Origin of the sequence: Roseisalinus antarcticus (genome assembly GCF_900172355.1) — a bacterium.
GTDB lineage: Bacteria > Pseudomonadota > Alphaproteobacteria > Rhodobacterales > Rhodobacteraceae > Oceanicola > Oceanicola antarcticus_A.
This window is the reverse complement of record NZ_FWFZ01000040.1, coordinates 1-17,879: the sequence shown is the minus strand read 5'-3', so window position 1 is coordinate 17,879 and position 17,879 is coordinate 1. Positions and strand designations below refer to the sequence as shown.

General features: G+C 63.9%; 20 protein-coding genes and 2 pseudogenes. 9 read left to right on the top strand and 13 right to left on the bottom strand.

Going from position 1 to position 17,879, the window contains the following annotated elements:
- The first annotated feature begins 647 nt into the window (after positions 1–647).
- The 7 genes and pseudogenes from ROA7023_RS20330 to ROA7023_RS25595 all read left to right on the top strand — a co-directional run bounded on the left by ROA7023_RS20330 (position 648) and on the right by ROA7023_RS25595 (position 5,249).
- Positions 648–1,913, top strand: a complete 1,266-nt coding sequence (locus tag ROA7023_RS20330) for a site-specific DNA-methyltransferase (RefSeq protein WP_085880831.1) — start codon at positions 648–650, stop codon at positions 1,911–1,913.
- Between the two features lies 1 nt (position 1,914).
- The gene (locus ROA7023_RS20325; protein WP_085880830.1) at positions 1,915–2,349 is read left to right on the top strand and encodes a hypothetical protein; all 435 of its coding nucleotides are present in this window, start codon (positions 1,915–1,917) and stop codon (positions 2,347–2,349) included.
- A complete protein-coding gene (locus ROA7023_RS20320; RefSeq protein WP_085880829.1) occupies positions 2,336–2,848 on the top strand; it encodes a phage terminase small subunit P27 family in 513 nt (170 codons plus the stop codon). Before ROA7023_RS20325 ends, ROA7023_RS20320 begins: the two co-directional genes overlap by 14 nt.
- A gap of 100 nt (positions 2,849–2,948) precedes the next feature.
- Positions 2,949–3,785 carry a recombinase family protein gene (locus ROA7023_RS20315; RefSeq protein ID WP_234992367.1) on the top strand — a complete coding sequence of 279 codons (837 nt, stop codon included), beginning with the start codon at positions 2,949–2,951 and terminating at the stop codon, positions 3,783–3,785.
- A 238-nt stretch (positions 3,786–4,023) separates the two neighbouring features.
- Positions 4,024–4,437: a BLUF domain-containing protein gene (locus ROA7023_RS20310; RefSeq protein ID WP_085880827.1), complete on the top strand. Its 414-nt coding sequence runs from the start codon at positions 4,024–4,026 to the stop codon at positions 4,435–4,437.
- Positions 4,438–5,091: pseudogene (locus ROA7023_RS20305) on the top strand (D-Ala-D-Ala carboxypeptidase family metallohydrolase).
- Positions 5,088–5,249 (top strand): hypothetical protein, encoded by a 162-nt coding sequence (locus ROA7023_RS25595; RefSeq protein ID WP_306372509.1) that lies wholly within the window; start codon positions 5,088–5,090, stop codon positions 5,247–5,249. Before ROA7023_RS20305 ends, ROA7023_RS25595 begins: the two are co-directional and overlap by 4 nt.
- Before the next feature lie 404 nt (positions 5,250–5,653).
- Here ROA7023_RS25595 and ROA7023_RS20290 read toward each other — a convergent pair whose 3' ends face one another.
- From ROA7023_RS20290 to ROA7023_RS20265, 6 genes are all read right to left on the bottom strand, one after another.
- Complete coding sequence (locus ROA7023_RS20290; protein ID WP_085880825.1) at positions 5,654–7,048, bottom strand: MATE family efflux transporter; 1,395 nt, start codon at positions 7,046–7,048, stop codon at positions 5,654–5,656.
- An 80-nt stretch (positions 7,049–7,128) separates the two neighbouring features.
- On the bottom strand, positions 7,129–7,665 hold the full coding sequence (locus ROA7023_RS20285; protein ID WP_085880824.1) for a hypothetical protein: 537 nt from the start codon (positions 7,663–7,665) through the stop codon (positions 7,129–7,131).
- Positions 7,662–8,297 carry a cysteine hydrolase family protein gene (locus ROA7023_RS20280; RefSeq protein WP_085880823.1) on the bottom strand — a complete coding sequence of 212 codons (636 nt, stop codon included), beginning with the start codon at positions 8,295–8,297 and terminating at the stop codon, positions 7,662–7,664. The genes ROA7023_RS20285 and ROA7023_RS20280 overlap by 4 nt, the downstream gene beginning before the upstream one ends.
- 107 nt (positions 8,298–8,404) lie before the next feature.
- Positions 8,405–9,043 (bottom strand): hypothetical protein, encoded by a 639-nt coding sequence (locus ROA7023_RS20275; RefSeq protein ID WP_085880822.1) that lies wholly within the window; start codon positions 9,041–9,043, stop codon positions 8,405–8,407.
- Complete coding sequence (locus tag ROA7023_RS20270; protein WP_085880821.1) at positions 9,040–11,283, bottom strand: xanthine dehydrogenase family protein molybdopterin-binding subunit; 2,244 nt, start codon at positions 11,281–11,283, stop codon at positions 9,040–9,042. The genes ROA7023_RS20275 and ROA7023_RS20270 overlap by 4 nt, the downstream gene beginning before the upstream one ends.
- 3 nt (positions 11,284–11,286) lie before the next feature.
- Positions 11,287–11,745, bottom strand: coding sequence for a (2Fe-2S)-binding protein (locus ROA7023_RS20265; protein ID WP_085880820.1), 459 nt, complete (start codon positions 11,743–11,745; stop codon positions 11,287–11,289).
- 185 nt (positions 11,746–11,930) lie between these two features.
- Between ROA7023_RS20265 and ROA7023_RS20260 the strand changes: the two genes are divergently transcribed.
- The gene (locus ROA7023_RS20260) at positions 11,931–12,956 is read left to right on the top strand and encodes a helix-turn-helix domain-containing protein (protein ID WP_085880819.1); all 1,026 of its coding nucleotides are present in this window, start codon (positions 11,931–11,933) and stop codon (positions 12,954–12,956) included.
- 50 nt (positions 12,957–13,006) lie between these two features.
- Here ROA7023_RS20260 and ROA7023_RS25340 read toward each other — a convergent pair whose 3' ends face one another.
- The 7 genes and pseudogenes from ROA7023_RS25340 to ROA7023_RS20230 all read right to left on the bottom strand — a co-directional run bounded on the left by ROA7023_RS25340 (position 13,007) and on the right by ROA7023_RS20230 (position 16,524).
- Positions 13,007–13,147, bottom strand: coding sequence for a hypothetical protein (locus ROA7023_RS25340; protein WP_234992364.1), 141 nt, complete (start codon positions 13,145–13,147; stop codon positions 13,007–13,009).
- An 8-nt stretch (positions 13,148–13,155) separates the two neighbouring features.
- On the bottom strand, positions 13,156–13,422 hold the full coding sequence (locus ROA7023_RS25335) for a hypothetical protein (protein WP_234992363.1): 267 nt from the start codon (positions 13,420–13,422) through the stop codon (positions 13,156–13,158).
- A gap of 74 nt (positions 13,423–13,496) precedes the next feature.
- Positions 13,497–14,087: pseudogene (locus ROA7023_RS20250) on the bottom strand (NAD(P)H-binding protein); the annotation flags it as partial.
- 190 nt (positions 14,088–14,277) lie between these two features.
- Positions 14,278–14,691 (bottom strand): hypothetical protein, encoded by a 414-nt coding sequence (locus ROA7023_RS20245; RefSeq protein WP_085880817.1) that lies wholly within the window; start codon positions 14,689–14,691, stop codon positions 14,278–14,280.
- A 27-nt stretch (positions 14,692–14,718) separates the two neighbouring features.
- Positions 14,719–15,192, bottom strand: coding sequence for a cupin domain-containing protein (locus tag ROA7023_RS20240; RefSeq protein ID WP_085880816.1), 474 nt, complete (start codon positions 15,190–15,192; stop codon positions 14,719–14,721).
- Positions 15,193–15,223: 31 nt separating this feature from the next.
- Positions 15,224–15,778, bottom strand: coding sequence for an anthrone oxygenase family protein (locus tag ROA7023_RS20235; protein WP_143535681.1), 555 nt, complete (start codon positions 15,776–15,778; stop codon positions 15,224–15,226).
- Positions 15,775–16,524, bottom strand: a complete 750-nt coding sequence (locus ROA7023_RS20230) for an SDR family oxidoreductase (RefSeq protein WP_159458615.1) — start codon at positions 16,522–16,524, stop codon at positions 15,775–15,777. The genes ROA7023_RS20235 and ROA7023_RS20230 overlap by 4 nt, the downstream gene beginning before the upstream one ends.
- A 178-nt stretch (positions 16,525–16,702) precedes the next feature.
- Between ROA7023_RS20230 and ROA7023_RS20225 the strand changes: the two genes are divergently transcribed.
- Entirely contained in the window at positions 16,703–17,704 is a 1,002-nt protein-coding gene (locus tag ROA7023_RS20225; RefSeq protein WP_085880813.1) for a helix-turn-helix domain-containing protein, read from the top strand.
- Positions 17,705–17,879 lie beyond the last annotated feature (175 nt).

Here is a 17,879-nt window from a genome sequence, read left to right as displayed (position 1 = left end):
CGGATTTTCTCGTTGTTTTCGAGGGTTATGCGGTAGGGGCTGAGCACTGGCGTGGGCGCCATGAGGCACGGAAGCGGTCTCTCAGGGTCGATATTCTCTGGACCTGTTGCCTGCATCGTTTCGGTGAATTTCCGCCAAAACTTTGAAATAGAATACAATTATTGGCTAGGCACCGAAGCACTTCGATTTCAGAGGCATTGAGCCAGAGGGAACCGACATCGAACTTTTGCCGAGCTCGGGTTACCCCGCGATGTTCAGTTCCCTCGAACAGGCCCGCCAGGCCTTTCAGAGGACGCTATTTAAGGGACAAGCGCCTTCTATATATACAAGGGATTTGTCCCTTAAATCGGCGGCCTACCGTTTGCCCGGTCGAGGCCGATCCTGGCAACGGGTCTACTGGCTCGACGGCGGCACAGAGGCCGCGAGAGCCGCGCTGGAAGCCCCGCTTGGGCCACTCGCTGGCTGGGATCCGCATTAACGTCAGTAATGTTGACGTTATAGCCGGCGCCAACTCAACACCGAGGCGTCTCCAAATTGTCAGCAGATGTCGGGGGATGTCATTAAATGACAAGATTACAATGGATTACGGACGTGATATGCTGCTGCGTAGGGGCAGGCGAAGGCGCAACCCAAAGTAAGGTGGGGTCATGGCGAAGGCGGTATCGGAGCAGTTTGATGGGGCGGTTGGTGTGCGGGCTATCGAGCATCGGTCGGTGGCGGACCTCATTCCCTACGTCAACAATGCGCGGACCCACAGCGACGCGCAGGTTGCGCTGATTGCGGGCTCGATCCGGGAGTTCGGGTTCAACAACCCGGTGCTGGTGGACGGCGCGAACGGGATCATCGCGGGCCACGGTCGGGTGCTGGCGGCGCGCAAGCTGGGGCTGGGCAGGGTGCCGGCGATAGAACTTGGCCATCTTTCGGAGACGCAGAAGCGGGCTTATATCCTGGCGGACAATCGGCTGGCCGAACAGGCCGGCTGGGACCGGGCCATGCTGGGGCTGGAGTTGGCCGACCTCGGGGAGTTGGGGGTCGACCTGGGCGAGATCGGCTTTGACGGCGCGGATCTGGACGACCTGCTTGCGAGCGGGCTGTCGCAGGAGGGCGAGGAGACGACGCCCGAGCCGCCGGCCAGTCCGGTCAGCCGGGCAGGGGATCTGTGGCTGCTCGGCGATCACAGTCTTATGTGCGGCGATGCGACAAGGCCGGACGACGCGGCGCGACTTCTCGGCGATGTTCGCCCGCATCTGATGGTCACCGACCCGCCCTATGGCGTGAACTACGACCCGGCGTGGCGGAATGCGGCCGGCGCCGCGCAGACCAAACGCACTGGCAAGGTCGCCAACGATGACCGCGCCGATTGGCACGCGGCCTGGGAGCTCTATCCCGGCGACGTCGCCTATGTCTGGCACGGGGCGCTGCATGCTGCCACGGTGAGCGAGAGCCTCGTGCTTGCGGGCTTCGACATCCGCAGCCAGATCATCTGGGCGAAGGACCGCCTTGTGCTCAGCCGTGGGCATTATCACTGGCAGCACGAACCGTTGCTCTACGCTGTCCGGGGCAAGGGGCACTGGTCCGGCGACCGCAAGCAATCGACGCTGTGGCAGATCCCGAACCGGGACCAGGATTCCCAGACCGTCCACGGCACACAGAAACCGGTGGAGTGCATGCGCCGGCCAATGCTCAACAACTCCAGCCCGGGGCAGGCGGTCTATGAGCCGTTTTGCGGGAGCGGCACCACGCTGATCGCGGCGCAGACAACGGGGCGGGCCTGCCTGGCGATGGAACTGGACCCGGCCTATGTCGATGTAGCCGTGCAACGCTGGCAGGCGTTCACGGGGCAGCACGCGACACTGGGGGCGACAGGGCCCGCCTTCGAACAGCGTGCGCTTGAGCGTGTGTTGGACGCCTGAGATGGGTCGCCCGCCGATTACTCTCAGCGACCACCAACGATCCGAGGTCGAGACCCTGGCGGCGCTGCTGAACCAGGAGCAGATCGCCGACTACTTCGGCATCGCCCGCAATACCTTCCGCGCCATGTGCGAACGCGACCCTGAGGTTCTTGCGCACTACAAAAGAGGAAAAGCCAAGGCGATCGCGCATGTGGTCAACGGGCTGCTGCAGAAGGCGCGCTCGGGCTGCACAACCTCGTCGATCTTCTATCTCAAGACCCAGGCCGGGTGGCAGGAAAAGGCCGGCATCGAGCATTCGGGCGAGACCGCGATCGAGCACAAGGGGACAGCTACCATCGCCTTGTCGAAGATGTTGGACCGGATTGCCGAGCGAACGCAGCAGATCGACGGCGTTGCGGATGCTCCAGCGGAGGACGCGCGCCTTGAGGGGTCGTAAACCCACGCCAATAACGGCGCCCAAGCTGAAGGCGGGCGGTGTGCCGCGCTGTCCGGCGCATCTTGATGCGGTGGTGCGCAAGGAATGGCGCAGGCTGGCACGGACGCTGTTCGATGCGGGCATCCTGACCGTGGCCGATCGCGCGGCCTTCGCGGCTTATTGCCAGTCCTACAGCGCATGGGTCGAGGCGGTTCAGAAGCAGCGCGCGACCCCGAAGCTGATCAAGACGCCCTCGGGCTATGTCCAGCAATCGCCCTGGATCACCATCGCCAACAAGCAACTGGAGCTGATGGGCCGCTACATGTCAGAGCTGGGCATCACGCCAACGTCGCGCTCGCGCATCGCGGCGCCACCGGCGCCAGAGGAGCTCGAACCGACTCCGCTCGAAATCCAGTTCGTGGTGATCGATGCAGATGGGAACAGGAGCGAGATCGGATCGAGGGACAAACAGGACCATCCCGGTCCCCGCATCACCAAGGGCGGCATTACGACCTCCTGATCGCTACACATCTGACCCGAAGGATGGCTGTACACACCTGCGCAACCAACGTCAGGCAGGTGTGTACATGGTCAGCGACACTGTCCCATCCCGCAGGCTCGTGGCCTACGAGCGGGTCTCGACGGCCCGGCAGGGGCGCTCCGGGCTTGGCCTCGAGGCACAACGCGCGGCCATCGACGCCTATGCCGCAGTCAGCGGTTCCGACGTCACGGCGCGGTTCACCGAGGTCGAGAGCGGCGGGAAGAACAACCGCCCGGATTTGCGAGCGGCCCTCGACCTCGCCCGGCTCACCGGTGCCACGCTGGTCATCGCCAAGCTCGACCGGCTCAGCCGCAATGCCGCCTTCCTGCTCACATTGCAGGCCAGCGGCGTCCGCTTCCTCGCCTGCGACATGCCGGAGGCCAACGATCTGACGGTCGGCATCATGGCCCTCGTCGCCCAACAGGAGCGCGAAGCCATCTCGCGGCGCACCAAGGAGGCGCTGGCAGCAGCCAAGGCGCGAGGGGTGAAGCTGGGCAACCCCAATGGCGCCCGGGCCCTCAGACGGGCGGGAAAGGGCGGAGAGGCGCTCGGGGTGACTGTGGTGGCCAATGCGGACCTGCATGCGGCATCCCTCGCGCCGGTGGTCCGAAAGTTGCAGACACAAGGCCACAGCACCCTTCGAGCCCTGGCCGCCCAACTCAACGCCTCCGGCATGCAGACCCGGCGCGGTGGACGTTGGCATGTGTCCAGCGTCAGGAACCTGCTGAAGCGGATCGGACGGCTCGAGATCCGTGCGCATGACGCTGAAAGATCGCAAGACCTTCAGCGGCAGGTCTGGCGTTCTGAAGGCCCCCTGAGTGGCGCGTCCCCGACGAGATTGAGCGCCAGGCGCGACATCCACATGCCCAACTCTGCCTCGTCGACCCGCATCGGCGGGCGATCGAAACCGGCCTGAACCAGCCCAAGAGGCCGGACCTCGATCCGGACACCGAGCCGTTCCTGCAGATTGTTGACAGGACCCGGTAAACAGAACGAAGTCTTTGATACGCGCTTCGACTATTGTTGCGCACAGGCTTGTGCTAACCGTCAGCGGCGCGGGTGCTGCTGGCCGATGACATTGCGCCGGACCCCTAGGGCAGCGAACGATGACCCCGCGCCTGGCGGGGTCGCCTTACACATGAAAGGATTCCTCCGTGGACCTATTTCGGGCCATCTATTCGTCTCGGCCGTTCGGCTACGACGAGGGAATTCTGAACAGCATCCTGATGGACGCCAGGCGTGCGAATGTTCGGGACGGCATAACGGGTGCCCTTATCTGCCGCGCCGACATCTACCTGCAGTGGCTCGAAGGCCCCGAAGAACAGGTGCGAAACGCCGTAGAGCGCATCAAAGGCGACGACCGGCACCTCGAGATGAAGGTGCATGTGGCCGAGGCCGTATCGGAGAGGGCGTTCGGAGAGTGGGCCATGCTGCACGACCCTGCCGCGACATGGATCTGGTCACAGAGCGAGATTGCTGATGGCGCCGTGGACCGCGCGACGCCGGAAGAGATCACAGGTTTCTTTCTTCGGCCTGGAATTGGCGGCGGCGCCCCTGACGATAGGTGAATATGGCGCGACTTGCCTTAGGTAACCTGGCGCTGGCCCAACTTCTCGCCCGCCGAAATTGCCTGCCGCGACACCGGCAAACTGCTGATCAACGAACTGGCGCTCGACAAGCTGCAGGCCTTGCGGGACCGTCTGGGTATGCCGCTGATCGTCCGCTCTGCCTATCGCAGCCCGGAGCACAACCGCGCCGTCGGCGGCGCGACGCGGTCCAAACACATGGACGGCGCAGCCTTCGACATTGCCATGTCAAACCACGACCCCGTTGCATTTGAGGCGGCGGCACGCGCTGTCGGCTTCCTTGGGTTCGGCTTCTATCCGCGCTCGGGTTTCATCCACGTTGATCTCGACCCCGAGCGCCAATGGGGCGAGCGCTTCCCGGTCCGCGCGACTGCCTTTGCGGCCGAGACTCCGCCCATGCGCGAAGTGCTGGCCGAAAGCCGCACGATGAAAGGTGGCGGCGCGGCGGGTGTCGCGACGCTGGGCGCGGCAGGGGTCGAGGTCGCGCAGAACGTCCTGACCGAAACCCAAACGGCAATCCTTCCGCTTGTCCCGTATCTCGACACCCTGCGCTGGGTGTTCATCGCCGTGGCGCTTGGGGGTATCGTCGTTACGATCTATGTGCGCCTTGATGACTGGCGCAGGGGCCAGAGATGATCGTCAGTATTCTTGGCGGGATCGCTGCCAAACCGTGGGCGAGGGTCGCGCTGCGCTACGGTGCGACCGCCCTCACCATCGCTTTGTTCCTGCTGTCGATCCGCCGTTCCGGCGAGCGCGTCGGTCGCATGGCAGAACGTCTTGAAACCACGGAGTAGACCAATGAAACTCAACGCCAGATGCTGGAAGCGGCAGCGCGCCGTCCTCGTGATCGCAACGAGCTTGCTGAGCGGCTGCGCGACGGGCGGTTCTGATGTCGGAGGCCTCGGTCCATGTCCGCCCGTCGTCGAGTATAGCCGGGAGTTCCAGGCGCGGACGGCTGAGGAACTCAGGTTGCTGCCAAAGGAGTCTGCAATCGCGGATATGCTGGCGGACTACGCTGTGATGCGGGATCAGGCGCGGGTGTGCAAGAGACCTGACTCTCGATAATGATTGCCTCGGGAATACCTCTGCACGCACCAGTGGTCCCGGACCCGCACCGATGATCGCGCTAGCCCCCCGCGGCCGCCATAAGCTGCTGACCGCGCGGGAGACGGGCTTGTCGACGCCGCGCCGGCGGGGGTCAGCGGCGACGGTGCATCAGGCCCATGAGTCGCGCCTGGCGGTCGAAAGGCTCTTCCGGCACGGGCGCACCGGCGTCTCCATCCATCATCCGCCGCACCATCACGGCGGCCACGGCGGCGAAGATCACGCCGCCCACTGCTTGCCCGATCAGCACCCCCGCCGCACCGAACATTGCGCCACCCGCCAGCACGAAGGGCACGGTCCCCAGCGTGTGCCGCCCCCAGTTGATCCAGGTGGAGCGGAACGGATGGCCCATGTTGTTGAACGCTGCATTGGCAACAAAGATCACGCCATTGAAGAAGAACGCCAGCGCCAGCGGACCGCAGAACAGCACGATCAGGTCGCGCGTCACCCCCTCGGCCCCGAAAAGCGCAATGATGGGTCCGCGCAGGGCGAAGAGGATCGCCGTCATGGCCACGGTGAAGATCGCGCAAAATAGCAGCCCGTCGCGGTAGGCTTGCCGGACCCGGTCCATCCGTCCCGCGCCGAAGTTCTGGCCGATCACCGGCCCGATGGCGCCCGACAGCGCGAAGATTACCCCGAAGGCTACAGGTGTCATCCGGCCCACGATGGCCATGCCCGCCACCGCCGCCTCGCCAAAACCGGCCATTGCGCGGGTGACGACGGCCTGTCCCAACGGCGTAGCCAGCTGGGTAAGGATGGCCGGGGCAGCGATGGTCACGATGGGCACGAAGGCGATGGACATCTCGGGGATACCGGGCCGCACCAGCCCGCCGTGGTGGCGAAAGATCGGGATCAGCGCGGTGCCCGCGATCACGAGGCGCGCGGCCACGCTGGCCAGTGCCGCCCCCGTCAGGTCGAGGCCGAGCCCGAAGATCAGGATCGGGTCGAGCACCGCGTTGACCAGCGCGCCCCAGATCGTCGCCATCATCGCGCGGCGCGCATCGCCATGCGCGCGCAGGATCGCGCCGCCGACCATGCCGACGATCAGGAACGGCAGGCTGGGCACGATGATCTGGAGATAGTGAACGGCCAACTGCAGCGTTTCGCCCGTGGCTCCCATCAGCGACGCCAGTGCCTCCAGGTTCAGCCAGACCGCCGCCGCGAAGACCGCGCCGAAAACCACACCCCAGACAAGCGCTGCCGCAGCCTGTGCCTTGGCAAGCTCCGCGTCGCCCTGTCCCAGCGCCCGGGCTACCAGCGCACCCGCCGCAATCGCCATGCCGATGCCGAAAGAGGTCGTGAAAAACAGGATCGCGCCCGCATAGCCCACCGCCGCCGCCAGTTCCGCGTTTCCCAACATCGCGATGAAGACCATGTCGATGAAGTCGACCGCGAAGACCGCCATCAGCCCCACTGACGAGGTCAGCGCCATCACCGTGATGTGGCGAAAGAGGTTGCCCTCGAGAAAAACGGCGCGCGCTTCAGCCATGGGGCCTCCGGATTGGTTTCTGATCGATCCGGCGCTCGGCTGGTTCGCCGTTCACGCTGTGACATAGTTCGGACTTGCCGTCAGATGACAAGGAAAGCAAAGGGCAAGACACCGAACAGACCGTAGAGCCCCAGTTGTGCGACCGGCGAAAATGATCTCCCGCGGGTGAAAACAAAGACGCAAAGGACACCCAGAGCAGCCTCGAACGTCAGCGCCGCTGGCAGGTTCAGGTGATACCAGTCCGTGCCGATGGGATGGCTATCCGGCCCGAACACATGATGGCCGTAGCCCGAAACCAGGTCGCCCAGCCAGTGGCCCAAGGACAAGGCCATGGCGATCAGCGCGAACATGCGCTGCCTTGTGACGGCGAACGCGATTGCACCGGCAAGCACGGTCCAGCCGATCTGGGGGATGAGATGGTGGCTGAACGTCATGTCAACGATGGCATTCGACAGGCTTGGTTTACCGCCCGCCGGTTCCATTGTCTCGATGCCAAGCCCGACGAAAGTGAACATCGCTATGTCGATCAGAAAGGCGCTGACCACAAGCAGCCACCAGGGCATGTCTGGTGCAGCGCGTTTCGCGACAAGGGTCGTGGCTGCGTGACCGAGGATCATGCTGAGTCCTCCGTGGCGAGTTTCCCGACCACTTCGGTCGTGGTGAGGAGAGCGTGGGCAAAGGTCGGTCCGTTGATCTCGTGAGCGGCATGCATCGCTTCCGTCGACATGGCTGCCGTTGCATCGCGAACCAGCGTCACATGATACCCGAGTTCGGCCGCATAGCGCGCCGACGCCTCGATACAGGTATTGGCAATCAGGCCGATAAAGATGACGTGGGTGATCCCGTGCTGGCGCAGTTGCACATCGAGGTCGGTGTTGGCAAAGCTGGACGCCCCCCAGTGTTCCTTGATGACGATATCGCCGGTTTCCGGACCGAACCCGTCGTACCATTCACCACCCCAGGTGCCTTCGGCGAACAACTGGTATTGGTGCGCCGCGGCCTGCGACGGTGTGAGCTGCGCCCATCCCTGGAAATCCGTGGCGTGGTGCCGATGATGCGGCAGGATGAAGATCGGCATGCCTGCCTTGCGCGCTGCTGCGCGAACCGTGTACAAATTGGCGTGAAGGCCAACCGATGTGGCAACCGCGCTCAATGCTGGCCACATCTTGCCTCCCTCTGCAAGGAAGTCGTTGTACGGGTCGATGCAGAGAAGTGCCGTCTTGCCGCCAGGATATGCGGTGTCTGCCATGGGTCGTTCCTTTCTGGTTAAATCTATCGGGAATGGCCCAACGTGCCATTCCGCCAACACTGAAATCGTCTGGCCGGGGAGCGGTCGGGGATGTTGCGCAGATCGGCTTAGCCTTCCGGGCAGGGCATCCCGGCGGCAGTCCAGATCGCCATATCCTCCAGATGCTGCTGAAGGCTGCCCGGTGCCGGCTCGCGGCCTTCGCCGGGGTCGAAGCTCCAGGTGATGAAGCCGATCAGTTCGGCGTCGTGGAGGATGTGTTCGATCAACCCGGCCTCGTCGCGGCCGCCGTTGCGGTCGGGGTCGCGCATCTGCGCGCAGATCTCGGCGCTCGTGCGGTCGGTCCATTGGAACTCGACCGGCGCCAGACGCCAGTCCATGCCGGTCTGCGGAGCGGCATGAGGCACGGTATTGGGCCGGGTCGAGGTCTGGTGGCAGGCGTTGCAGGACAGGCCCTCGGCCCCGATCCGGCTGTTCCCTGCATTGATCGCCATGCCGTGGACGCGGCCCGGCGCTTCCGCCGTGCCCCAGAGCGGCACGTTGTCCTCGCCCACATGGCAATTCAGGCAGCGGGGGTGGGTCAGGACCGTATGGATGTTCTCCCAAGCGGCCAGCCCCTCTTCGGGCGCGACGGTCCCCGCTTGTGGCAGGGCCGACAGGTCGAGACCGTGCTCACCCTGGGCCAGGGCAAGGGTTCCAAGTGCGAGACTGGTCGCGACGACCAGGGAAGTGCGCAAGGTCTGTCTCATACAAAATCCACCGATTTGCTGAACGGCATTTCTCGCGGGCGCCGGCCCGTCGCGGCGAAGATGGCATCGGCCAGCGCGGGGGCCGCCGGGGCCGTTGCGGGTTCGCCCAGACCGCGCACCCGTTCGGCAAGGCCGAGGAGCTGCGTATGGAACAGCGGTGTCTGGTGCAGGCGCATCCCCTCGAAGGCGTGGAAGTTGGTCTGCTGAACGGCATGGTTCTCGTAGGTCAACTCGCAATTCATCGCGTGGCCAAGGCCGAAGATGGCGGCGCCGGTCAGTTGCACCTTGGCGTTGACGGGGTCTAAGACGGTGCCGCAATCGGCGGCGATCCAGACCTCGTCGATACGGATGCCGCGCTCGGTCATGGTCACGTCGATGACCTCGGCCACGGGCACACCGTGCGTGTGGGCAAAGGCGATCCCGCGCCCGCGCCCCGGCCCGATGTCGGCCCCGGCCCAGTTCGACATCTCGCCCACCGCCTCCAGCACGCGGCGGCTATCGGCATCGGCGATCAGGCGCAGGCGTTCCTCCAGCGGGTCGGCACCGGCGGCGTGGATCAGTTCGGACAGGAAGCTTTCGTGGAAGAAGCTGTTGGAGCAGGCACCGGGCGACCGCCATGACCCAATCGGCATCATCGGCGGCGCGGCATATCCGGTGACGCGGTAGTTGGGGATGGCATAGGGCTGATCGAAGGCGCCCCAGACCAGCATGGTGTCCGGCCCGGGCGGCACGATGAAGATGCGGCCGAACCATGACGAGACGAGCGAGGGGCTGATGGTGTCGAGGTCGTAGGCCAGCACGCGCCCATTCGCGACAGTGCCGCGGCCAACGGCCATGTGCAGGGGCCGGGGATAGTCATGGGTCATGTCCTCCTCCCGGCTCCAGGTAGTCTTGATCGGCGTCCCTCGCATAGTGGCGGCGATCTGGATCGCCTGCACCACGTAGTCATGGTCGAGCCTGCGGCCGAAGCTGCCGCCCGCGGGCAGGACATGGAGGGTGACCTGCGCCGGATCGAGGCCGGTGATCTCGACCGCCGCGTCGCGCACCACGGCGGGGACCTGCGTCGCGGTCCAGATCTGCACCCCGTCCGCCTCAACCAGCACCGTCGCGCAAAGCGGCTCGAGGGCGGCATGGGCGAGGAAAGGGGAACGGTATTCCGCCTCGATGACCGTGGCCCCGTTCAGCGCCGCCTCAACATCGCCGTCGTCGCGCAGGCGGCTGTTGCGGTATTCCTCGCTCCGGGCGTCGGTCAGTGCCTGCCACATTTCGTCGGAACTGGCGGGATAGTCGGGGGCAAGCCAGTCCACCTCCAGCGCCTCGGCGGCCTTGAAGGCGAACCAGGTGTTGTCGGCGATGACGGCAAGCCCTTCGTTCACCTCTACGACCGACCGCACGCCCTGCATTGCCAGCGCGGCATCGGCAGAGTAGCTCGCAATGTCACCGCCGCGCCCGGGGTTGGTGCGCACGGTGGCGTGGAGCATGCCGAGCAGCACCACGTCGATGCCGTAGTCCTGCGTTCCGGTCGATTTCGCGACGATGTCGAGCCTCTGATGGGGCTTGCCCAGGCGCGTCCATTGCGAGGCGGGGCGGAGCGTCACCTCGGTGATAGGCTCGATGGCCGCCGCCTCGGCGGCAAGGTCGGTGTAGGGAATGCGGGTGCCGTCCGGCAGAACGACATGCCCGTTCTCGGTCCGCAGGTCGGCCACTGGCACGCCCGTGCGGGCCGCAGCGGCGGCCTTGAGGGTTTCGCGGGCGGTGGCGCCCGCCAGCCGCAAGGTTTCGTGCAGGTCGGCTGTGGAAGACGAACCGCCGGTGAATTGCGAACTGGTCAACCGCGCGACATGGCCCATCAGGTCGCGCACCGTGCTGGCCACGAACCCGTGGTCCCAGCCCGGGAAGGGCAGGCTTTCCGCCGCGATGGTGGCGTTGAAATAGGCCTGATGCGGCTGACCGGGGTCGAGCGTGGCGGTAGCGGGGTCGATGTCTAACTCATCGGCGATCAGCATGGCCTGGGTCGAGGCGATGCCTTGCCCCACATCGGCACGTGGCACGATCAGCGTGATCCCGTCGGGCGTGATCTTGACGAAGGGGGTCAGTGCTGCCTCGCCCTCGGCCAGGCCATCAAGCAGGGGATTTGGCGTCGGGCGCGTGACGAAATAGGCCCCGAATGCGACCCCCCCGAGAATGGCGGCCGACCCAATCAGGAAACTGCGGCGGGCGATGGTTCTGGCGCGTCCCATCCCTCACACCTCCCGCATCGCGCTGGCCGCAGCGTGGACAGCGGTGCGGATGCGGGGGTAGGTCCCGCAGCGACACAGATTGCCCGACATCGCGGCATCGATGTCGTCGTCGGTCGGCTCGGGATTGCGGGACAGAAGGTCGGCGGCCTGCATGATCTGGCCGGACTGGCAGTATCCGCATTGCGCCACCTGGTGGTCGATCCAGGCCGCCTGAATGGCGTGAAGGGCGTCAGGCGTTCCCAGCCCCTCTATCGTCGTGATCTCGCCCCAGACATCGGCCAGCGCCACCTGGCAAGAGCGCACGGCCTCGCCGCCGATATGGACGGTGCAGGCGCCGCATTGCGCAATGCCGCAGCCGTATTTCACGCTGGTGATGTTCAGACCGTCCCGCAACGCCCAGAGCAGCGGCATGTCATCGGGCAGGTCCACCGAATGGCTGGTGCCGTTTATCGTAAGTTCCATGGCTTTCTCCAGTCGGGTGGTGGACGAGACTTGGTGTATAGATGCTCTTAAGCTAGGTCCGACAACACAGCGCGGCGATATGCATATGTGGTCAGGCGCATGCAGATTGGGTCAGTCGGCATTCAGAGTCTGGTCCTGCCCAACCGCCCATGGCACTGAGGCAAGGTAACCGAGGGCTTGGGCGCATGGATAATTCACAGACCTATTCTCTGTTCATGGCGACCGATGTGGCGTGCCGCATCCTCGGCGTCGATCCGCAGGTGATGCTCGAGACGGCTGGCCTTGGCGACCTTGCGCGCGGCAAGACCGAGGCACGGGTGACGGCGGCCCAGTATTTCGATTGCTGGAACACGATGGAGGTGCTGTCGACGCGTCCCGATTACGTGCCGTATTTGGGGGGCGCGATCTCCCGCGGACCAGTGATCCCGGTCTTTTTCACGCTGTCCTGCGCACCCGATGTGGAAACCGGCCTGATGCGACTGGCGCAGTTCAAGTCGCTCCTGGGTCCGACGCTGATGCGGGTGTTCCGGGACGGCCCGCTGTTGCGGCTGGAGTTCGACAGCGTCGACGCACGGGTCCCCATGCCGCCGAGCCTTGGGGCGCTTCAGCTTGTGGTCGCGGTAGAGAACATTCGCGGCGCGGCGGCCCACCGTGTGTGCCCGGTTGCGGCGGGCTTCGATGGATCGGAGGAGGACCGGCGCAGGATCGCCGGTCATCTGGGGATCATGCCAGAGCGTTCGCATGTCGCCTACATTGCGTTTTCGCCAGAGGATGCGAAACGCCGGTTCATTTCCGAAAACCCCTCCCTCTGGGCCGATATCGAGGCCGACCTCAAGCTTCATCTGTCGGCCCAGAACGACCGTCGGCCCGTCGCAGAGCGGGTGCAGGGGGCCTTGATCGATCTGATGCCTGCAGGGCGCACGGGAGCCGAGGACGTGGCTATTGCCCTCGCGATCAGCCGCAGCACGTTGCAGCGGCGATTGCGCGAAGAGAAGACGTCGTATCAAGCGGTCCTCGATGCCACGCGGCGCGACATGGCGATCCGGTATCTCACCAAGACCACCCTTCGCGCCGACGAGATCGCAAGTGTGCTGGCCTATCGCGACGCCAACAGCTTTTCGCGCAGCTTCCGCAGGTGGACGGGCCAAGCACCCGTCGCCTTTCGCGAGACACTGACGCGTTCGAAGGAACAGGGCGGGGAGAAGGATTGATTTCGAAGTCATCGCGGCGTGCATGTCGAATGTCAGCAGAACCTCGCTCATCAGTTCCGCCCCTCGAATTCGGCGATCACATCGCGGCGTAACAGCAGCCCGAGTGCCACAATCTGGGCGACCATGAACAGGCCTATCCCTGCATAGACCGTCGAGGCTGAGGCCAATTCGACCGGCATGGGGCTGATCATCTGCGTGATCAGGCCTTGCGAATAATCGAACGCCCCAACGGCATTATAGGCGACAAGCCCCCCCCCCAGACCGCAACGCTGCGCCGGGTCCAGAAGAGGTAGAGCATCACCGGCACAGCAAAGCCGATGATCGTGTCGCTCAGCCAGGGGCCGAACCAGCCATCTGGGGCTGCGCCGCCGAACATCTGCAATTGAGGCAGGAACAGGATTGTCTGCGCGCGAAAGACCGTGGCGCCCATCAGAAGCGTGATTGCCCATTTGATCATTGGTGTCATGTTGCGGGCTCTTCAGACTGTTTGAGGACCGCCAGCAGGGCGAAGACCGGGACTGAGGGCTTCGAGGGTCATGGTCATGGTTTTCCCTTGGGGACGACGAACGGATAGGTGCCGTGCAACGACGCATTCTGCACGGCGCCCACCGTGAAAGCGCCCAAATCCGCGAAAGTGATGGCAGCAAAGCTGGGTGTCTTGCTGGCGGTCAGATCGACACCGCCCGCCGCGTCCACGATTTTGCCGGGTCGGGTGACGATTGTGCCGAACGTGTCGTTTCGGTTCGTGGCCATGAACTGCATGACGGCAGTGTTGTCCTTGAGCATCTCTGTAGCGCCGGTGAAGAACGCCGCCGGGCGTGCAATGAGTTTCAGGAGAAAGGGGTGGGATCCGTCAGGTTCGGGGGTAAAGAATACTGACTGGAACAAGAATGTCCTGAGCGTCGGTTCCGCCGCGAGCAGGGGCCAAAGACGCGCGATAAAACGCGTCATCATGCCCGTGTCATAACCTTTCCCATAGGTTCCACCGGCGCAGCAGATCACATGTGTTGTGCCCCTGACCGTTTCGTGCAGTGCTGCGTGGTTTTCAAAGTTGCCCTGAACGACGGTCAGCCTGTCATCCTCGACTCCCATCCTGATCGGCGCGCGCGCCAGAGCACGGACGCTGTGACCCTGCGCAAGGGCATATTACACGACGTGGCGACCCGTTTTGCCGGTGGTCCCGAAAACGCCGATGGTCACATCTGTCTTGGGTCTCGTGGTCATGGGAAGGTCCTTCTGAATAGGGGCCGATGGTTGGCAAAAGGGTTAGACCCCGTTTCGGGTTCCCCGATAACGCTCGGCTCGTCTGAGTGATCGGGGATCATCCCCACCCCTTGAATTCGGCGATCACGTCGCTGCGAAACAGCAGGCCAAGCGCAACCAGCTGCGCCGCCATGAACAGGCCGATCCCTAGATATACCGTCATGGCCGAGGCCATTTCGACCGGCATGGGGCTGATCATCTGCGTGATCAGGCCTTGCGAATAATCGAATGCCCCAACGGCATTATAGGCGACAAGCCCCCCCCAGACCGCAACGCTGCGCCGGGTCCAGAAGAGGTAGAGCATCACCGGCACCGCAAAACCGATGATCGTGTCGCTCAGCCAGGGGCCGAACCAGCCATCTGGGGCTGCGCCGCCGAACATCTGCACTTCGGGCAGGAACAGAATGGTCTGTGCCCGAAAGATCGTGGCCCCCATCAAAAGAGCGATGGCCCATCTGATATTTGTTTTCATAAGGACTCCGACGGAAATAGCTTTGGCCTACTGGACCGGTGTGAAATCCGCCGCCTCGTCGAAGACGACGAAGACCTGGCAGATCTCTGGCCCCAGGCAATCCTCGGCATGGGGCACGCCGCCGGGCTGGAACCAGTAGGACCCGGGCAGAAGGTCGGGGCCCCTGTCCGGTTCGGACAGTTCCCAATGCTGCATCCGGCCCTTCACGACCATCGCCCAGTATCCGTGTTCGTGGGTATGCGGCAGCGCCTCGTAGGTTGCGGGATCAAGCAGCGATGTCATCGCCGTCGGCTGCCCGGTCCCGACCCCGCCATAAAGCGCGACGCTCAGAACGCCGGGGGCAGGAAACGGGGCGAAGGCGACCTGATCGACGGGAACGCGGATGCCTGCATTTGGCACTTGCGGGTCCTGCGCCTGCGCCGCGGCGCCGAGCCCTGTGGCGAGCGTCAGGGCAAGCGCGGCGCGTGTCATTCGATGGCGGATCGTCTGGGTGTTGTGCATGGAGTTTCGTTCCTTGTTGCAGGGGGCAGACCTACGCTGATCTCGCGCGCATCGCGCGCAGCACATAGACGGGGGTTGCAAGGGTGATCAGGACGCGGGGGATGTGGCCCAGCAGCCAAGTTACGCGGGTCGTAGCTGAATTCTCCTCCGTCACCGGACCGACCAGCGCGATGCTCTTGTAGAAATCCAAGGCATCCCCTACCGGCGACCCGATCGCCGCCGCAAGTCGCACGTTGAGCGGCATGTGATAGAAAAGCGTGATCAGCGAGACGGCCAGATAAAGCCACAGCGCAATCACCCAATTCCGCCGCGCCGGGGCATTGTCCCAATCGAGCCGGGCCGACAAGATCAGACCAACCGGCATCAGCAGGAACAGCGGCATGATCGTGTAGAGGAAATTGCGGAACTGGGGAAAGAACTGCGCGACGAACTCTGCGGGAGGCAGACCCAGCCAGTAGACCCCCATCGAAAGTCCGATGAAGAGGTTGGCGCCAAAAAAGGCGGCCGAGGCAATGACCGCCAGCGCGTTGACGAGGCTACGGTAGGTATCGGATTGCATTACGGTGGCCCTGTCGTTGTAGGTCAATGAAACTCGGTCTTTGCGAACTGACGGAACAGGAAAGCCGGCGCGATCCGGCTCATCCACTTGATCTGGCGCGATTGTCCCAGCAGCATCTCGGTCTGGTTTCGGCGCAATCCTTCAAGGATGTCGCGCACCAGGTCGGCGGGCTTCATCTTCTTGAAGTTGTCGGACTTCAGCACCGATGCCATGTCGGTATCGACGACCGGTGGCATGGCTTCGAGAACGGTTATGCCGTGGGGCTGCAACTGATGGCGCAAGGTTTGCGCGCAGTGATGGATCAAGGCCTTGGTCCCGGAATAGATCGGCGTTCCGGGCGACGCGACGAAGGCGACACCCGATCCGATGAACAGAACGCCCGGCTGCGCGCTCTTTTCCAGAAGCGGCAGCGCACGCCTCGTTAGGGTCAGCGGAGCCGTGGCGTTGATCGCGATCTCGCGCTCGATCTTTTGCAGCGTGTCGGGATCGTTCTTGAAATCATAGGCCAGAAAAATGCCCGCGTTGTTGATCAGTAGATCGAGGCGACCATGTTGCGCCTGAATGTCTGACAGTATCCGCTCCTGATCGTCCGCAACCGTCACATTCCCCGCGATAGCCTGCGCCCCGGTCAGGCGCGCGGCCTCGGCAAGCTTTTCGGCGTCGCGCCCGCAGACGATGACCGTGTTGCCGAGCGCTACAAGCTGCCGGGTCAGCTCAAGGCCGATGCCCGAACCGCCGCCGGTGACGAGTATGATCTTCGATGTCAGGTCCAAGCCGGTCTCTCCAAGCGACAGTGTCATAGCCTAGGTAGGCTTGTTGGATGGCCTTCATCCACTGCTACCGACTTGCAGATCGTATCAATGACTTGCAGATCGGCTCAAAGTCATTGCGTGGCATGAGCCGAGCGTTTCTAGTGCGTCTGGCGGAGTCCCCGCGCGAAAGGCCCCCCGAATGCAGTCGCAAGAGCGATCCCCGATCTACACATCCGCCGTCCTGTCAGGCCCGATCTGTGGGATGCTTGGTGTCGGCTGGGACGAGGTTCTGACCCGTGCGGGCATCGTTGCGACCGAGCGCAACGACCGGGCCTTTCTCGTGACCGTCGATGAGTATCTGCGCCTCTGGAACGCTATGATGGACCTCTCGGGGCAGCAGGACGTCTCCAAGCTTCTCGGATTGCGGATGGCGGGCGGCCCGGCGATCCCGGTTCTTTTCGCGCTATCCACCGCTCCGGATTTCGAGACCGGCATCACGCGCATGGCACAATTCAAGAGCCTGTTTGGGCCGATGCAATTCATCGTGTCGCGCAGCGCGTCGGAGTTCACCGTGCGTGTCGCGCCGGACGTGGCCACCGCGCCTTTGCCCGGATCGTTCAGCAGCCCACAGATCATCTACCTGCACGCGCAGGCCAATGCGCTGGCGCGTCATGCGATCCGCCCACTGCGGGTGCTCCTGCCGCTGCCGCAGGACGAGCGCGAGCGTCTGGAAGAGACCTTCGGTCAGGTCCCAGAGCATGGCGAGGCCACGCTGACCTATGCCCGCACCGATGCACGCGCGCCCTTCGTCTCGGACAATCCCGAGCTTTGGGAGGCCACCGAAGCGGACCTGCAAAGCCAGGCCATGATCCAGTCCAAGGGTTTGCCCCTGTCGGACCGGGTCCGCGCGACGATGCTGGAGGCTTTCTCGATCACCGAACCCACGCTCGCCCATGTGTGCGGACGCCTGAAGCTCAGCCGAAGCACACTTCTGCGGCGTCTGGACGACGAGGGGGTCACATTCCAGTCGCTGCTGGACGAAACGCGAAAAGAACTGGCGATCCGCTATCTGGTCAAGAGCAACCTGAACAACCAGCAGATCGCGCATCTCGTGGGGTATCGCGATCCGAATGCCTTCCAGCGCGCCTTCCGGAAATGGACCGGGATGACGCCACAGGCACTGCGTGCCGAGCAGATGTAATGAAGACACGATGCGACGATATATTTTAATTACAATTCCATGAGTTAAGTGGAGATGGGGTGGATGCCGCTCTCCCCTGACGGCATCGCGATGTGCCAAACTCGTGGTGTTGAAGCACAAGCTGTAGGAGACGGCATCCATGGAAGTAGTTACCATCATCGGCGTCGATCTGGCA

Bases quoted from the DNA above. Each gene is read 5' to 3' on its own strand.
- ROA7023_RS20330 (WP_085880831.1), top strand. From the start codon at position 648: ATGGCGAAGGCGGTATCGGAGCAGTTTGATGGGGCGGTTGGTGTGCGG.
- ROA7023_RS20325 (WP_085880830.1), top strand. From the start codon at position 1,915: ATGGGTCGCCCGCCGATTACTCTCAGCGACCACCAACGATCCGAGGTC.
- ROA7023_RS25595 (WP_306372509.1), top strand. From the start codon at position 5,088: ATGATCGTCAGTATTCTTGGCGGGATCGCTGCCAAACCGTGGGCGAGG.
- ROA7023_RS20290 (WP_085880825.1), bottom strand. From the start codon at position 7,048: ATGGCTGAAGCGCGCGCCGTTTTTCTCGAGGGCAACCTCTTTCGCCAC.
- ROA7023_RS20285 (WP_085880824.1), bottom strand. From the start codon at position 7,665: ATGATCCTCGGTCACGCAGCCACGACCCTTGTCGCGAAACGCGCTGCA.
- ROA7023_RS20280 (WP_085880823.1), bottom strand. From the start codon at position 8,297: ATGGCAGACACCGCATATCCTGGCGGCAAGACGGCACTTCTCTGCATC.
- ROA7023_RS20275 (WP_085880822.1), bottom strand. From the start codon at position 9,043: ATGAGACAGACCTTGCGCACTTCCCTGGTCGTCGCGACCAGTCTCGCA.
- ROA7023_RS20270 (WP_085880821.1), bottom strand. From the start codon at position 11,283: ATGGGACGCGCCAGAACCATCGCCCGCCGCAGTTTCCTGATTGGGTCG.
- ROA7023_RS20265 (WP_085880820.1), bottom strand. From the start codon at position 11,745: ATGGAACTTACGATAAACGGCACCAGCCATTCGGTGGACCTGCCCGAT.
- ROA7023_RS20260 (WP_085880819.1), top strand. From the start codon at position 11,931: ATGGATAATTCACAGACCTATTCTCTGTTCATGGCGACCGATGTGGCG.
- ROA7023_RS25340 (WP_234992364.1), bottom strand. From the start codon at position 13,147: ATGATCAGCCCCATGCCGGTCGAATTGGCCTCAGCCTCGACGGTCTAT.
- ROA7023_RS25335 (WP_234992363.1), bottom strand. From the start codon at position 13,422: ATGACACCAATGATCAAATGGGCAATCACGCTTCTGATGGGCGCCACG.
- ROA7023_RS20245 (WP_085880817.1), bottom strand. From the start codon at position 14,691: ATGAAAACAAATATCAGATGGGCCATCGCTCTTTTGATGGGGGCCACG.
- ROA7023_RS20240 (WP_085880816.1), bottom strand. From the start codon at position 15,192: ATGCACAACACCCAGACGATCCGCCATCGAATGACACGCGCCGCGCTT.
- ROA7023_RS20225 (WP_085880813.1), top strand. From the start codon at position 16,703: ATGCAGTCGCAAGAGCGATCCCCGATCTACACATCCGCCGTCCTGTCA.